The organism is Blautia parvula, from assembly GCF_020215665.1.
Taxonomy (GTDB): Bacteria; Bacillota; Clostridia; order Lachnospirales; family Lachnospiraceae; genus Blautia; species Blautia celeris.
Genome location: NZ_CP084061.1, coordinates 2,598,121 through 2,613,428, shown reverse-complemented (window position 1 = coordinate 2,613,428; position 15,308 = coordinate 2,598,121). Strand labels below are relative to the sequence as shown.

The 15,308-nt window shown below is 55.4% G+C and carries 20 protein-coding genes; all 20 read left to right on the top strand.

Annotated features, from left to right (window positions below):
• The first annotated feature begins 5 nt into the window (after positions 1 to 5).
• The 20 genes from LC508_RS12205 to LC508_RS12110 all read left to right on the top strand — a co-directional run bounded on the left by LC508_RS12205 (position 6) and on the right by LC508_RS12110 (position 15,307).
• The gene (locus LC508_RS12205; RefSeq protein ID WP_054353791.1) at positions 6 to 1,184 is read left to right on the top strand and encodes a phage portal protein; all 1,179 of its coding nucleotides are present in this window, start codon (positions 6 to 8) and stop codon (positions 1,182 to 1,184) included.
• Positions 1,177 to 1,758: an HK97 family phage prohead protease gene (locus LC508_RS12200; RefSeq protein WP_033141856.1), complete on the top strand. Its 582-nt coding sequence runs from the start codon at positions 1,177 to 1,179 to the stop codon at positions 1,756 to 1,758. Before LC508_RS12205 ends, LC508_RS12200 begins: the two co-directional genes overlap by 8 nt.
• A gap of 2 nt (positions 1,759 to 1,760) precedes the next feature.
• Complete coding sequence (locus tag LC508_RS12195) at positions 1,761 to 3,194, top strand: phage major capsid protein (protein ID WP_054353792.1); 1,434 nt, start codon at positions 1,761 to 1,763, stop codon at positions 3,192 to 3,194.
• Positions 3,195 to 3,225: 31 nt separating this feature from the next.
• The gene (locus tag LC508_RS12190) at positions 3,226 to 3,519 is read left to right on the top strand and encodes a hypothetical protein (RefSeq protein ID WP_033141858.1); all 294 of its coding nucleotides are present in this window, start codon (positions 3,226 to 3,228) and stop codon (positions 3,517 to 3,519) included.
• Positions 3,509 to 3,832: a hypothetical protein gene (locus LC508_RS12185; protein WP_033141859.1), complete on the top strand. Its 324-nt coding sequence runs from the start codon at positions 3,509 to 3,511 to the stop codon at positions 3,830 to 3,832. Before LC508_RS12190 ends, LC508_RS12185 begins: the two co-directional genes overlap by 11 nt.
• A complete protein-coding gene (locus LC508_RS12180) occupies positions 3,829 to 4,155 on the top strand; it encodes a hypothetical protein (protein WP_033141860.1) in 327 nt (108 codons plus the stop codon). Before LC508_RS12185 ends, LC508_RS12180 begins: the two co-directional genes overlap by 4 nt.
• A gap of 13 nt (positions 4,156 to 4,168) precedes the next feature.
• The gene (locus LC508_RS12175; RefSeq protein ID WP_033141861.1) at positions 4,169 to 4,669 is read left to right on the top strand and encodes a hypothetical protein; all 501 of its coding nucleotides are present in this window, start codon (positions 4,169 to 4,171) and stop codon (positions 4,667 to 4,669) included.
• 1 nt (position 4,670) lies between these two features.
• Positions 4,671 to 5,294, top strand: a complete 624-nt coding sequence (locus tag LC508_RS12170; protein WP_033141862.1) for a major tail protein — start codon at positions 4,671 to 4,673, stop codon at positions 5,292 to 5,294.
• On the top strand, positions 5,291 to 5,716 hold the full coding sequence (locus LC508_RS12165) for a hypothetical protein (protein WP_033141863.1): 426 nt from the start codon (positions 5,291 to 5,293) through the stop codon (positions 5,714 to 5,716). The genes LC508_RS12170 and LC508_RS12165 overlap by 4 nt, the downstream gene beginning before the upstream one ends.
• Positions 5,717 to 5,887: 171 nt before the next feature.
• On the top strand, positions 5,888 to 8,353 hold the full coding sequence (locus LC508_RS12160) for a phage tail protein (RefSeq protein WP_103732247.1): 2,466 nt from the start codon (positions 5,888 to 5,890) through the stop codon (positions 8,351 to 8,353).
• On the top strand, positions 8,350 to 9,138 hold the full coding sequence (locus LC508_RS12155) for a distal tail protein Dit (RefSeq protein ID WP_103732246.1): 789 nt from the start codon (positions 8,350 to 8,352) through the stop codon (positions 9,136 to 9,138). The genes LC508_RS12160 and LC508_RS12155 overlap by 4 nt, the downstream gene beginning before the upstream one ends.
• Positions 9,135 to 10,976 (top strand): phage tail spike protein, encoded by a 1,842-nt coding sequence (locus LC508_RS12150; RefSeq protein ID WP_103732245.1) that lies wholly within the window; start codon positions 9,135 to 9,137, stop codon positions 10,974 to 10,976. The genes LC508_RS12155 and LC508_RS12150 overlap by 4 nt, the downstream gene beginning before the upstream one ends.
• An 11-nt stretch (positions 10,977 to 10,987) precedes the next feature.
• Positions 10,988 to 12,037, top strand: coding sequence for a phage tail tip lysozyme (locus tag LC508_RS12145; RefSeq protein WP_103732244.1), 1,050 nt, complete (start codon positions 10,988 to 10,990; stop codon positions 12,035 to 12,037).
• A gap of 4 nt (positions 12,038 to 12,041) precedes the next feature.
• The gene (locus LC508_RS12140) at positions 12,042 to 12,767 is read left to right on the top strand and encodes a hypothetical protein (protein WP_103732243.1); all 726 of its coding nucleotides are present in this window, start codon (positions 12,042 to 12,044) and stop codon (positions 12,765 to 12,767) included.
• A 2-nt stretch (positions 12,768 to 12,769) separates the two neighbouring features.
• On the top strand, positions 12,770 to 13,678 hold the full coding sequence (locus tag LC508_RS12135; protein WP_103732242.1) for an Ig-like domain-containing protein: 909 nt from the start codon (positions 12,770 to 12,772) through the stop codon (positions 13,676 to 13,678).
• A gap of 1 nt (position 13,679) precedes the next feature.
• Positions 13,680 to 13,964, top strand: coding sequence for a PF13754 domain-containing protein (locus LC508_RS28585; RefSeq protein WP_033141028.1), 285 nt, complete (start codon positions 13,680 to 13,682; stop codon positions 13,962 to 13,964).
• 3 nt (positions 13,965 to 13,967) lie between these two features.
• A complete protein-coding gene (locus LC508_RS12125; protein ID WP_033141027.1) occupies positions 13,968 to 14,249 on the top strand; it encodes a hypothetical protein in 282 nt (93 codons plus the stop codon).
• Positions 14,219 to 14,413, top strand: coding sequence for a hypothetical protein (locus LC508_RS12120; protein WP_146051716.1), 195 nt, complete (start codon positions 14,219 to 14,221; stop codon positions 14,411 to 14,413). Before LC508_RS12125 ends, LC508_RS12120 begins: the two co-directional genes overlap by 31 nt.
• A gap of 26 nt (positions 14,414 to 14,439) precedes the next feature.
• Entirely contained in the window at positions 14,440 to 15,033 is a 594-nt protein-coding gene (locus LC508_RS12115) for a phage baseplate protein (RefSeq protein WP_033141026.1), read from the top strand.
• Positions 15,034 to 15,049: 16 nt separating this feature from the next.
• Complete coding sequence (locus LC508_RS12110) at positions 15,050 to 15,307, top strand: hypothetical protein (RefSeq protein ID WP_033141025.1); 258 nt, start codon at positions 15,050 to 15,052, stop codon at positions 15,305 to 15,307.
• Position 15,308: the final 1 nt, after the last annotated feature.

Here is a 15,308-nt window from a genome sequence, read left to right as displayed (position 1 = left end):
GAGACATGGCAAAGAAGAAAAAGAAACAGACCCGTGCAGAGCCGGTATCTTATCTGTGCAGCATGGAGGCGTATGAGACCTTATGCTGCAGCGGCTATACCAGCCTGGCCGACAATCCGGAGATCATGGCAGGGGTGGGTAAGATCTGCGACCTGATCTCCAGCATGACCATTTATCTGATGGGGAACACAGAGAACGGGGACGTGCGGATCCGGAATGAACTGGCGAAGAAGATCGATATCCATCCGAACCGGTACATGACCCGGAAGACCTTTATCTCCGCCGTCGTGCGCACGCTCCTCTTGGAGGGAGAGGGGAACAGCATGGTGTTCCCGGTGACAAAGGACGGGTACCTGGAAGACCTGGTGCCGGCAAGACCGGGGAGCGTATCTTTTCTGCCGGACGGATACGGGTACCGGATCTTATATGAAGGACAAGAATATGATCCGGACGGGGTACTCCATTTCGTCATCAATCCGGATCCCTCTTATCCATGGAAGGGGACCGGGCACCGGACCGCCTTAAAGACCGTGGCGGACAGCCTGAAACAGGCGGTCAAGACAAAGAAAGGCTTTATGGAGAGCAAGTGGAAGCCATCCATGGTAGTGAAGGTGGATGCTCTAACGGAGGAGTTCGCCGACCGGAAAGGCAGGAAGGAACTGCTGGAGAGCTACCTGGAGACATCCGAGGCAGGAGAGCCATGGATGATCCCGGCGGAACAGTTCGATATCAAGGAGATCCGGCCGCTGTCCTTAAATGACATTGCCCTGCCGGATTCCGTGCGGCTGGATAAACGGACCGTGGCGGCCATCCTGGATATCCCGTCTTTTCTGGTGGGGGAAGGACAGTTCGATGAAAAGGAATGGAACAACTTCATCAATACCCGTATCCGTACGCTGTGCGCCGCACTGGAGCAGGAACTCACCCGGAAGCTCCTGCTGAGTCCGGACTGGTATTTCAAGTTCAACCTGCGATCCCTGTACGCGTATGACATCAACACCCTGTCGAACGTGGGGAGCAACCTTTACACCAGAGGGATCATGGCCGGGAACGAAGTCCGGGACTGGATCGGGCTGTCACCGAAAAAAGGCCTGGATGAGCTGATTATCTTAGAGAACTATATCCCCCAGGGGATGATCGGGGACCAGAAAAAACTGATACAGGGAGGTGAGGAAGATGCGTGAGGAACGCGGAAATGAGATGCGGCAGATGAAAGGAAAGATATCGAAGTTCGAGACACGGGAGGATTCCGAAGACCTCTATATCTCCGGATATTTTGCCGTCTTCGGCTCAGACTATGAGCTTTGGCCAGGGGCCACGGAGAGCGTGGCGGACACAGCCTTTGACGGAGCGCTCTCGGATGACATCCGGTGCTTAGCGGACCATGAGACACGCCTGGTGCTGGGAAGGACCCGGGCCGGCACCCTGACGCTCAAGACAGACAGCCGGGGGCTGTGGGGCGAGGTTCGGATCAACCGGAACGATATGGACGCCATGAACCTTTATGAGAGGGTGAAGCGCGGGGACGTGGATCAGTGTAGCTTTGGGTTCGATATCCTGGATGAGGAGTTCGAGGACCGTGGGAACGAGGTACACTGGACCATCAAAAAAGTGAAACTGTATGAAGTATCCATTGTGACCTTCCCTGCATACACGGAGACTTCCGTGAGTGCCAGGAAGAGCCAGATCGAGACGCTGCGCAGGCGCAGCCTGGAAGCCTGGCGGGAACGGATGTTAGGAAGACTGAAAGGAGAATGAAGATGGCATTACGGGCATTGCTGTTAAGGAGCAGACTGGACAAGAAGAAAAAAGAGCTGGAGGAGCTGCGGGGACAGGACGCGGACTTCGCTAAGAGGGAAGCGGAACTGGAGGCTGCGATCCAGGAGATGACGGAGGAGACCACAGAAGAGGAGCGGAAGGAAGTCGAGGACCAGACAGAAGCCTTCCAGAAGGAAAAAGAAGAACATGAACAGAAGACGGGAGAGCTGGAGCGGGAGATCGAGCGGATCGAGGGCGAGATCAAGGAAGAAGAGGCGCGCAGCGCGGTACCGCCACAGCCGGTAGCACCCGCAGCACCCGCAGGACCTGCAGCCGGTGCGCCGCAGACAGAAAGAAAGGGAGAAAGGACCATGACCATGAGAGGAAAGAGATTTGAGGACATGAGCATCCAGGAGAGAGAGAGCATGTTCAGCCGTTCGGAAGTAAAAGAATTTGTCACAAGAGCCAGGGAGGTCATCTCGAACCGTCGTGCAGTGGGGAACACGGAGCTGATCATCCCGGAGATCATGCTGCCTATGCTGAACCAGATCGTATACGGGACATCGAAATTGTTAAAGTATACAAGCCATGATGTGCTGCCGGGAACGGCCAGGATGGTGATCGCTGGGGAAGACCCGGAGGGTGTGTGGACGGAGCAGTGCGGGACACTGAACGAGCTGACTTTAGGGTTCACGGATGTGGAAATGGACGGCTTTAAAGTAGGCGGATTTTTCAAGGTGTGCAATTATATCTTAGAGGATAATGACGCCGATCTGACCGGGCGCCTCATGAACGCTCTGGGCACGGCTATCGCTAAAGCCTGTGATAAGGCGATCGTATACGGAAAAGGTGCGAAAATGCCTCTGGGCTTTGTGACCCGCCTGGCCCAGGAGACGAAGCCGGATAGTTATTCCGAGACCGAGAGGGAATGGGAGGACCTGCATACCAGCAACCTCATCACTGTGACCGGAAAAAAAGGCGTGGACCTCTTTAAGGAGATCGTAAAGGCTACCAAAGCCATCGCCAATGATTACAGCAAGGAAGGCCTGGTGTGGATCATGAACAAGTCCACCCACGTGGACCTGGTAGTGGAGGCCATGGGCAGCAACATGGCAGCAGCCATCGTGTCCGGGATGTCCGATACCATGCCGGTGATCGGGGGCGCTTTAGAGGAACTGGAGTTCATGGAGGACGGTGATATCGCCTTCGGCTACCTGGGCAGCTATAAGCTGGTCGAGAGAAAAGGGATCACTCTGGGCCAGTCCGAACATGTGAAGTTCTTAGAAGACCAGACCGTGTTCAAGGGCACGGCCAGGTATGACGGAAAGCCGGTCATCGCGGAGGCCTTCGCGATCCTGAACATAGCGGGAAAAGCACCAACGACCGCCGCCACTTTCCCGGAAGACAAAGCGAATACATCCGAAGAGACAAAATGAAGTCCGAATGAGATAGAGAGGAAGGGCAGCTATGAAAAGGGAAGAACAGCTGGACATCCTGAAGATGGATCTGCAGCTGATGACGGATATACAGGACGAATACCTCAGGAAGCTGCTGGAGCTTTCGGAAGGGGAGATCCGGCGGGAAGGGATCAAGCTGGATGACAGCGTGGAGAGCGGCATGGTGCAGGTGCACTATGCGGCCTGGCTCTTCCGAAAGCGTGCTGCGAACGTGAACGAGACGGGGATGCCGCGCTTCCTGCGCTACGAACTCAACAAAAGGCTCATGAGCCAGGTCATGGGAGGGAAGAAAAATGACATTTGATGACGGAAAGCTGGAGATCTATCGGACGGTCAATGCGGCAGATCCTGGGGAAAAGCCCAGGATGGAACTGCGGTACCAGAGCTCCCATGCCTTCGGTTATGAGACCGTGGGGATCAGCCGCTATTATACTGCCCTGCAGGCAAAGGAGAAGATCGAGGAGGTCGTGCACATCTGGAGGGACCGCACGATCCATACGGACGATGTCTGCCGGATCGAGGGCGCATCCTTCCGGTGCGCCATGGTCCAGCATGTCCTGGATGAGAACGGGCTCAAGATCACGCGGCTGTCCCTGGAAAGGCTGGGAGAAAGATGATCGGACAGGCAGTGGACAAGGTAAAGGAGGCACTTCTGGAGGTCACGGAAGAGGTATCCCACTATGAGGCCAGTCAGAAAGGCTGCCACTACATTGTATATGCAGAGGACGGCGAAGGCGCAGGTGTGCATGGGGACAACCAAAAGCTGCTCCAGAGCATAGAGGGGACCATAGACCTGTATACCAAAAAGGACAGAGATCCATGGGTGGAGGGGATACAGAGGGCACTCAAGAGAAAGCGCATCGCTTTCCGGCTGTCAGAGATCTCTTATGAGCAGGAGACCGGGTATCTCCACTACCAATGGATCTTTGAGACCAGTTAGAGGAGGAGACAGTATGGCCGTCATGCAGATCAAGGGTATGGAGGAATATACAAAAAAGATCAAGGACCTGGCAAAGAACGAGGAAAAGGTCATCAAAACGAGTGTATATGTAGGGGCTGGTGTGATCGCAGATGCGGTAAAGGCAGCACTCAAGACATTACCCGTGGAGGAAGGCGGGAACGGACTCCCGCCTTTTGGAACACCGGAACGTCCGATATCAGGGGTATCCAGGCAGCAGAAGGGAGACCTTATAGACGGTATGGGCCTGGCGCCCATCAAGGAGTCAAAGCCGGGGTATATCAGCACAAAGCTGGGATGGGCCGGATACGGCCGAGTGAAGACAAAGAGATATCCAAACGGTGTGCCAAACCAGATGCTGATGCGCGCCGTGGAAGGCGGGACTTCCTTTCGCAGGAAAACCCTGGTGGTGCGTAAGAGCGCCCGGAAGGCGAAACAGCAGGCCGTAGAGGCCATGGGCAGACGGGCAGAAGAAGAGATCAGAAAGGAGATATGACATGGCGATCAAAGGATTATCGATCCCGGTGTGTGGGACCTATAAAAAAGAAGAGGACAGGGTGTCCTATGAAGAGCCGTTTGTGGCGGACCATGCTGTAGAATACGGCGTGTCCTGGGAGATGGGGGACGATGCGCCCTTGTACGGGGACAACAAGACCATCGAGAATGCCAGAGGGACCTTTAAGAGCGGAGAGCTGACCCTGGGCACGGCAGACCTGCCGCAGGAACTCTCTATGAAGATCCTGGGGCTGAAAGTAAAAGAGACAGAGTTCGGGCCGGAAGGGGAAAAGATCCAGGTAAAAGAACTGACCTATGACGATGATATGAAAGCACCGTACCTGGGGTTTGGGATCATCGAGGAGCATCAGATCGATGATGTGGACCAGTACCGGGCAGTTTTCCTGCCGAAGGTATGCTTCAATCTGCCGGAGGAGGCAGCGACCACCCGCGGGGAGAGCGTGGAGTGGCAGACGAAGAGCGTCACAGCTAAGATCCTCCGGTCCGACGCCGTGGATGAGGAGAACAAGCATCCCTGGATGCAGGACGCCTGGTTCACGAAGGAGTCGGAGGCCGTGGAGTACCTGATGTGGAAATGCGGGAAGAAATGGGAGGGCGGTCTATGATCAGTTATCTGGAGATCGCCGGGAAGAGATATCCCATGTCTTTTTCCCTGGGAGCGCAGAAGGCCATCGTGGCCAGGTACGGCGGTATGGAATGTCTGGGAGATCTGAGGAGCAGAGGACTGGATGAGCAGGATATGGACATGCTCATCTGGATGACGGAACTGCTGATCGCGCAGGGATGTGCATATAAAAATTATTTTGAAAAAGATATCCCGGCACCGAAGGACGCGCCGGTGGATGCGGATGGAAAATGGATCCCACTTCCGGCGGAGGCCATCGAGGTGGGGATCACGGAACTGGGAGGCCTGGCGGTCCTGGTAAAGAGCATCCTGCAGTGCATCGGGATCTCCAAGAAACAGGAAGTCGAGGCAGAGCCTGTGGAGGGCACCGTAAAAAACGCAGAGACCACGCAGGGCCGCTGAGCTTTGCGTGGTATGACTTCTGGGGAAGAGAACTAGGAGCGCCGGTCCTGGAATATTCCTGCATGCCTGTGGGAGAGTTCCTGGACTTGATCGCTGTATGCCAGATCCGGAACGGAGCCGCACGGGAAGCAGAAAAGAACACGGGATACATCCCGGATTTGAGGTGAGAAGATGGCATATGACATAGGCCCCCGGATCGGGATCGATGGGGAAGCGGAATTTCGGAAACAGCTGAATAATATCAATACGTCCCTTAGGACCCTGGGGACGGAGATGCAGAAAGTCGTATCGGAATTTGCAGAGAATGCGAATGGCCAGGAGGCACTCATCGCAAAGAACCAGGTGCTCACGAGCAGTATCGAGAAACAGAGGGAACAGCTTGAGGCATCCAAGAAAGCCTTGGCAGAGGCTGCGGAAAAATACGGAGAAAATGCCACGGAGACCTTAAAGTGGCAGCAGGTGGTGAACCGTTCCGAGACTGAACTCAATAAGCTGGAAAATGAGCTGAAGCAGAACAGTACCGCCCTGGAGGAGATGGAACAGGGGCTGCGGGATGTGGAGACCGGTATGGAGGTCAAGGCTGGAGCAGAGTATGAGCGTCAATTGAGTGAGATCGACACGGCATTGCAGACCCTGGGGACGGAGATGCAGAAAGTCACATCCAGGTACGCGGAAAATGCGAATGGCCAGGAAGCACTCCTCGCAAAGAACAAAGTCTTGAACACTTCTATCGAGACTCAGAAGCGGAAGCTGGAGGCCTGCAAGAAGGCCCTGGCGGATGCTTCCCGGGAATTCGGGGAAGGGTCCACGCAGGCCATGAAGATGCAGCAGGCAGTGAACCGTTCCGAGACTGAACTCAATAAGCTGGAAAATGAGCTGAAGCAAAACAATACCGCCCTGGATGAGATGGAACAGGGGCTGCGGGATGTGGAGACGGGGCTGCGGGATGTAGCGGATGCGGCAGAAGATGCCGAAAAGGAGAGCAGTTCCTTTGGAGACAGCTTAAAAGCGAGCATCCTGGGAAATGGGATCGTGGAAGGGGTGAAGGGCATCTATTCCGCTATCTCCGGCCTTATGGAAGAAACAAAGGAATACCGGAAGATCATGTCCAGTCTGGAGGTGTCCAGTAAGAAAGCCGGGTACAGCACGAAAGAGACCACGGAGAGCTATAAGACACTTTACGGGGTACTGGGGGATGACCAGACCGCAGCGACCACCACAGCGAACCTGCAGGCCCTGGGCCTGAGTCAGGATAAGCTGACTCAGCTCATCAACGGTACGGTCGGCGCGTGGGCGAATTATGGGGATTCCATCCCCATCGACGGCCTGGCGGAAGCAATCAACGAGACGGCAAAAGTGGGGACCGTGACTGGTACCTTTGCAGACGTACTGAACTGGGCGGGGACCAGCGAAGACGCGTTCAATGAGCGCCTGGCAGCCTGCGGTTCCGAATCTGAGAGGACAAACCTCATCATGCAGGAGCTGGCCGATCAGGGGCTGATGCAGGCAGGCAAGGCATGGCAGGAACAGAACAAAGATTTGGTGGCTGCGAACCAGGCGGCTGCGGATTTTGACCAGGGTATGGCCCAGATGGCAGAGCGTTTATCACCGGTGACAGTATCGGTACAGGAGGGGATCAATCAGATCCTGCAGAAGGTCTTGGAGTTGACAGAGGGCGCAGACTTTGAAGAGCTGGGAGAGGTCATAGACGGCGCATTTGATTTTCTCGTGGAGGATATCATCCCCTTAGTGGTGGAGTTTGTTGGCTTTCTGATCGATAACAAGGATTCTGTGGCTGGGGCCCTGGAGACCATCGGTGTAGGGTTCGCAGCCTGGAAACTGACCTCGCTTGCATCGGGACTTATCGGTGTCCTCAATGGGACGACTACGTTGTCGACGGTACTGCCGGGGCTCACAGGCGGAGTCACAGCATTGAACAAGGCAATCTCGGCAAACCCGATTGGATTTGTGATCACGCTGATCCTTATGTTGGTAACAGCTGTGGTCCATCTCTGGAATACGAATGAGGATTTCAGGAACAATGCAACGGCGCTCATGGAGGAGTTGAAGGAAAAAGTATCCAATATGGTGGAGAGCGTAAAGAGATTTTTTGGGAACCTTGCGGACAGTGCGAAAGAAATGGGCGGGAACATCAAGGATGCCGTGGTAGATGGATTTGAGAAAGCAGTGGATTACATCAAGTCTTTACCAGGCCGGGCCAAGGAATGGGGGAAGGACTTCATACAGGGTATCGTAGATGGCATAAAAGGAATGATATCAAAATTAAAGAACGCCGTAAAGGATGTGGCCGGTACGATCGCATCCCATCTGCATTTTTCCGTGCCGGATGAGGGACCGCTCACCAGCGCGCCTGAGTGGATGCCGGATATGATCGGCCTCATGACGAAAGGATTAAAGGACAGCCGTCCGGAGCTGATGCGTGCTGTCCGGGAATTGGCCAGTGACATGCAGGGTACTATGGACCTGGGAAAGAACACCATGACCTACAGCGCACAGGTCAGCCAGCCGGTATACATCTATAACACCGTAGATCTGGACGGAGAACCCATCTACCGGAAGACAGAGCAGTATATTGGAAACAAACAGAGGAGCAGGATGGTGGTGAGAGGAAGATGAGATATGGATATGACTTAGAATATGCCGGGGTCCGGGCGGAGAGCCTGGGGATCTATGTGGTGCGGAGGCCGGATATACCGGCCCCGGAGTATGATATGGAGGCCATCGTCATCCCTGGAAGGGACGGCGTGCTCCATAAGGATAACCATAGGTATCATCCCATAGAGATCACGATCGAGTTCAATTACCTGGAAAAGCCGGAAGCCTGGGCAGAAAAATGGAGGCATGTCAAGCGGTGGCTGTCCGCCCGGAATGCACGATTGTGCCTGTCGGATGACGCGGACTATTTTTATCACGTGTATGCGGTACGCCTGGAGACCAATGCCAGGACTGCGCGGGAGCTGGGAACGTTCAGTGCGGTCTTTTCCTGTGATCCGTACCAGTATCTGAAAACAGGAGAGATGGAACAGGAGCAGGATCTGGCGGATGCTGACCTTCTGGCTGCGGACGGAAGTCCGATCCTCGAAACGGGCGGCGAGCAGATCCTGACGACCTGTCGGATGGCGGTACTGCAGAACCCCTTTGACGGATGCTGCCCGCTCTTCCGGATCACCGGGGAGGGGACCTGCAGTTTTTCCGTGAACGGGAACTGGATGGAGGCGGCGGTCGACGGGGAGATCTTTATCGATACCGAGCGGGAAGCTGCCTACACACCAAAAGGAGAGCTGGCCGGCCGGAAGGTGTCGGGGGATTACCGTGCCATGCGCTTCCTGCCGGGACACAATGAACTGACGACCAGCGGAGATTTTACGATATACATCACACCGAGGTGGAGAGAAGTATGATACAGATCTATGAGGCCGCAAACCAGGCCTATGAAAAGAATGGAGACGCTGTCCTGCACCCTTTATCATGTACGGTGTCAGAAGTCCTGAAGGGGACCTGGGAGATGTCCCTGCAGAACCCTTATGATGAGAACGCGGGCCTGATCAGATCCGGAGCTGTCATCAAGGCAGATACCAACATTGGGAAAGGGCAGCTGTTCCGTATATATAAACACGAAAGATCAGAGAATGGCGTGAACGCCTCGGCCTACCCGATCTTCTTTGATGCGGGGAAAAATACAGCCATCCTGGACAAACGCCCCACCAACAAGACCGGGGATGAGGCGCTGCAGATTCTGACCCAGGGGACGCCGTACACAGCCGAGTCTGACATCCGGAGCGCACGCACGGCCTATTACCAGAAAGTGAACCTGATGGAGGCCCTGTGCGGGGAGGATGAGAACAGTTTCATCAACCGATGGGGAGGCGAACCCATCTATGACAACTACCACGTGACGATCAACAGCCGTGCGGGCGGGGATCATGGAGCCAGAGCAGCCTTCGGCTATAACCTGCAGGGGATCACAGAGCGTGTCCGTTTTGATGACGTGGTGACCCGCATCATCCCGGAAGCCTACAATGGCTATATGCTGGAAGGGGAGAGGCCATGGGTGGACAGCCCGAACATAAAGAAATACCCCATTGTCTATACCAAAGTGGTCCAGTACAGTGAGATCAAGCTGCAGGAGGACTGTACCGGAGAGGATGAGACCGGATATCCGGATCTGGAGAGCCTGCGGAAAGCGTTAAAGGAACGGGCGATGCAGGACTTCGAGGTGGGTATCGACAAGCCGGAGGTCTCCTATGATATCGAGTTCTTCCCTCTAGAGGACACGGTGGAATATGAGGACCTGAAAGACCTGGTGCAGATCGGCCTGGGAGACAGTGTGGAGTGCGAGAACAAAGGGCTTGACATCATCACGAAAGGGAGGGCGACCAGCCTGACCTATGACTGCATTCGGGAGAAGGTATCCGCCCTGCATGTGGGGGACATCGAGAGCAGCTATTTTGACGACATGTCCCTGGTTATGCAGGCAGCGGCGGATGCAATCACCAAAGAGGGAGGCCTCAAAGGAGAAAAGATCATAGGGATCATGAACGCAGCCGTCACCCAGCTGCGGGCGCAGCGTACCCAGGCGAAAAAGCTGGACGTGGTGGCCATGCTCTGTGAAGACACGGACCCGAAGAGTAAGAACTATGGGGCTATGTGCATCGGGACGAAAGGGTTCATGATCGCGTCGGAGCGTACCGCAGATGGAAAGGACTGGGACTGGAGGACATTTGGGACAGGCTATGGGTTCATCGCGGACTGTATCGTGGCCGGCCTTTTGGCATCCAGGAACTACAACGAGGAGACTGGGGAAGGGTTCTATATCAACCTGGATACCGGGGAGATCTCCATGAACAATGCGCGGCTGAAGGGAGAGATTGAATCCAAACGTGCGGAATACGGACTGTACGTGAGCATCACGCCGGGGGAAGTAAACCTCTTATCCGATTATAACGGGAAAACGGTGAGCGTATTCCGGCTGAGCGGAGGAGCCGTACTAGACGAGGCGACCGGAGACCTGAGGGGGATAAGCCCCTCGCTGACTCTGGGGCCGAAGAGCGGCTCTTTCGTGATCCAGTTTTCAGACAGCATTCTGAACGCGTGGAAGTTCGGGAAGACAGGAGCGAAAGACAGTGGGACCTACATCCAGGGGACCAAGAGTGGGCGTGCAGAATTTTCGGATGGGACCTACTTGGAATTTGCGAACGGATACTGTATAGGCGGCAACACCAAAAGTGGGAGCTTTTAGGAGGACAAAAGATGACACTTATTATAAGTAATATATACCTGGAGCGGTCGCAGATGACGGACAATGCCCAGTACATCGCGGACTATCTGATCGGAAATGGCTGGACCCAGAATGCGGTGGCGGGGATCCTGGGGAACATGGAGCAGGAATCCACCATGAATCCAGGACTGTGGCAGGACCTCAAATATGAGAACATGTCTGGAGGGTACGGTCTGGTGCAGTGGACGCCGGCAACGGAATATACCTCCTGGGCTGACCGGAACGGCTACCCCTGGGGTGGAGACACCAGCAGTCCGACCGTTTACGTGAACGGCCAGCTGGAACGGATCTTGTGGGAAGTCCGGTATGACCAGCAGTGGATCGCCACGTCAGCCTTTCCTTTTTCATTTACCGCTTTTACCCAGTCCGGGGAAGCTCCGGAATATCTGGCAGAAGCTTTTATGAAGAACTATGAGAGACCCGGGATCCCGGAGCTGGAAAAGAGAAAACAGAATGCCAGGTACTGGTTTGAAAACCTGCAATACGGCGGGAGCCGGCTGGAAGATGTGGTGCAGTTAGTGCTCAGCCGTGTAGGGAAGAACACCTATTCCCAGGACGGCGGCCTGCGGCAGCGCGTCTTCGACGAACCGAATGGATACTCGGACTGCTCTTCCCTGATGTGGAAGGCGTTCGAGCGGGGGGCCGGTATCCAGATCGGCACCTGGACCGGGGACCAGATGGGTCATGGGGAGCTGGTATGGCATAACCCGGCCTATGAAGATGTGTTCTCTCTGGAGATGCAGAAAGAGTCCGGTGCAAAACGCGGGGACCTGGTGTTCTGGGGGCCGAACGATGACCCGGGAAGTTCGTCCCATGTGGAGATGTACCTGGGGGATGATCAGTTCGTGGGCCACGGCTCCGGGATCGGCCCCAGGGTAAAGACAGCCAGTGCTTATACCCACAGCGGAAAGCTTGTGGAGGTGCGCCGGTATTTACAGGGCGGGGCACCACCGAAGCCGCCGGATCCGCCGCCTCCCACAGGGGTATATCTGGTCCGGTGGATCCCGGGAAGAAAGGAGTGAGGAGATGGTAGAACATGTGATGCCGGTGTACTTCCTCCGGGAGGGGATACAGGCAAGGCTTTGTATGGTGCAGGATGACCGCGGACGGGAAGCCTGCTTCCAGGTGCGGGATATGATCCTTGCGGAGGGGCTGGGCGCGAAGATCTATATCGAGAAGCCCAGCGGCCTGTCCTGCTGGAGGGAGGCCGAGATACATGGGAATGAAGTGTACGCCGAGATCACGCCGCAGATGCTGGCGGAGACCGGGACCTGCCTGGGACAGGTCCAGCTGTACCGGGAACAGGAAAGGGTCACGAGCTTTTTGTTCCGCCTGGAGGTGCAGAAGTCCCTGGTGGACAGTTCGGTGGAGAGCAAGGATGAGCTCACCGTCCTGGAAAGACTGATCCAAGAGGCAGAAGCAGTCATCCAGAGAGCAGAGAAGGCCGGGGAGGCTGCCCAGACCGCAGCGGAAAAGGCTGAGACCTCTGCAGAGAGAGCCGACACGGCAGCCGGAAATGCCCAGACAGCGGCAGAAAAGGCTGACACAGCATCCGAAGAGGCCAATACGGCAGCGGAAAGAGCCGATACGGCATCTGAAGGAGCGGGTACGGCAGCAGGAAATGCAGAGACTGCAGCAAAAAGAGCAGAAGCAGTCTACGAAAAGTTAAAAGACTTCAGTGCGGAGGCTGTGGATAACGAGATCCAGGAGATCAAGGCAGCACTGGGAAATACGATCATAGTGGAGGAATAGATATGGCAGTAAAAACAATGCAGGCCATCATAAATGGCCAGACCGTGACGCTGACAAAGAACAGTGAATCTGGAAAATGGGAAGCGACCATCACCGCTCCCAACAGGTCCAGTTATAACCAGTCCGGGCATTATTACCCGGTCACTGTAAAAGCAACGGATGATGCGGGAAACGTGACGACCGTAGATGCGTCCGACACGACCCTGGGGAGCAAACTGAGGCTCACCGTAAAAGAAAAGGTAGCGCCCATCATCACCATCACGGCACCGACCGCAGGGGCATACCTGTCCAACAATACGCCGACGATCTCATTCAAGGTGACGGATGACGATTCCGGCGTCAATCCGGATACCATCAAGGTGACCATCGACAGCGGCACGCCTGTTACAGCCGGCATCATAAAGACACAGGTCACAGGCGGATATGAATGTACCTTCAAGCCGACAACCGCCTTGCCTGACGGCAGCCACACCATCAAGGTGGATGCGATGGATCATGACGGCAACGCAGCCGCACAGAAGAGTGTGACATTCAAGATCGATACCATTCCGCCGACCCTGAGCATCACAAGCCCGGCCGAAGGCTTGAAGACCAATCAGGCAGCCTGCACCGTGGCCGGTAAGACCAATGATGCCACATCCAGCCCGTGCACCGTGACCATCAAGCTCAACAGCGGCAGCGCAGAAGCGGTGACCGTGAACGAGGACGGTACCTTCAGCAAGGCATTGACCTTGGCCGCAGGAACCAATACGATAACGGTCGTGGCTACGGATAAGGCCGGAAAACAGGCGACTGTCACAAGGACTGTCATCCTGGATACTACTGCACCGAGGATCACGGATGTGGTGCTCACGCCGAACCCGGTAGATGCTGGAAAGACCTTCATCATCAGCGTCACCGTAACGGACTGATATGGTCGCGCGCCTCGAGGGAAAGGTCGACGGCAGGGATGTAGCGTTTGTGAGGAAACATGGGGACGTGTGGGAAGCCATCGTCCCCGCTGACCTGGATGGGACCTATATCGTGGAGCTCACGGCATGGGATGATGCGGGAAACTACTGCTTCGTCCTCAAGTGGCTGCTCATGTTTGATCCGTCCAGCCTCTGCGCGCACCTGATCCCTTGCCCTTATCAGGCAGAGGTGGTGCCGCCGCTCTTTTACGCGGAATTGTTACAGCCAGCATGCGGAAGGAGGTAAAAAATGGCCATGAGATATGAGATGGATACCGGCGAGACCAGGATGGTGCAGATTGTGATACACAGTATCCACCACCATCCGTTCCGGATCCTGGCAGCGAGATATGAGCTGTCTGAGAAGTATACGGGAGAGATTCTGGAGAGCGGGGAAGCAGACATCGAGAAGCATGTGCTGCGGGCCATGGTGAAGCCGCCGGGACCGGGGATGTATCTGTTAAAGTATATCTACCAGATCGGCATGGAGACATTTGTCGAATGCGTGGAGGTGAAGGTAAAATCTTGCTGAACATCAAGATCACAGACGTAAAGCTGACCCCGCAGACCGTGACCGTTTCCGGTACCTTCCAGATATCGGTGACAGCAGAGGATATCTTGTTCCCGGTGGAAGAAGCAGCAGGGGACATGCTGCAGGACGCAGCGGGGAACGCCATAGAATATGTGCCGCATTGAGGCGCAGGAAGTCAGGAGGAAAAGAAATGGCAGAAGTAAAAGGAAAGAAGATCAAAGAGCTGGAAGAACAGAAAAGCATCCAGCTTTCGGATGACATCATCATAGAGACGGACCCGGAGACTGGGGACCCCAAGACCGGAAGGACGAAGATCGGGGCCTTGTTCCTGGCCCTCCATCCCATCGGGAGCATCTATCTGTCCACTGCGGCAACGAACCCGGGGAGTATCTTTGGGGGGACCTGGACCGCCTGGGGGGCAGGGAGAGTGCCGGTGGGGATCAGTGCATCTGATGAGGATTTCAAGACGGCAGAAAAGACCGGGGGAGCCAAGGACCATAAGCATACGACTGCGGGCCATAAGCTGACCACGGCAGAAATGCCGTCCCATAAACATGATATCGTGTTCAGTGGGACAAAGCTGGACTGTGCCGTGGCTTATTCCGGTATCAACGGACCGGATTACTGGAGGCTGAGCCCGGCGCTGAGCACAGAGGTGACTGGGGAAAAATCCCTTACTATCGGGAACACAGGAAGCGGCGGAAGCCATGGACACGGAGATACCGGATCCACGAACGCACTGCCGCCGTACATCACCTGTTATATGTGGAAACGGACCGCGTAAAAGGAGGGCCGGGCAGATGACGGAATGGGGAGTCTTCGGCGTGATCACCGCCCTGGCAGCGTTCGGGGTGTCGATCGTGACGCCGATCATCAAGCTCAATACATCGATCGTGCGGCTCATCGACCGTCTGAACCGTCTGGATGAAGGGGTAGATGAGCTGACGGAAAAAAATCAAAAATCCCATGGAAGGATGTGGGACCATATGGAGGAACAGGATGGGAAACTGAACGACCATGAGATGAGGATAACGATCTTAGAAGAGAAGGAGAAATAAA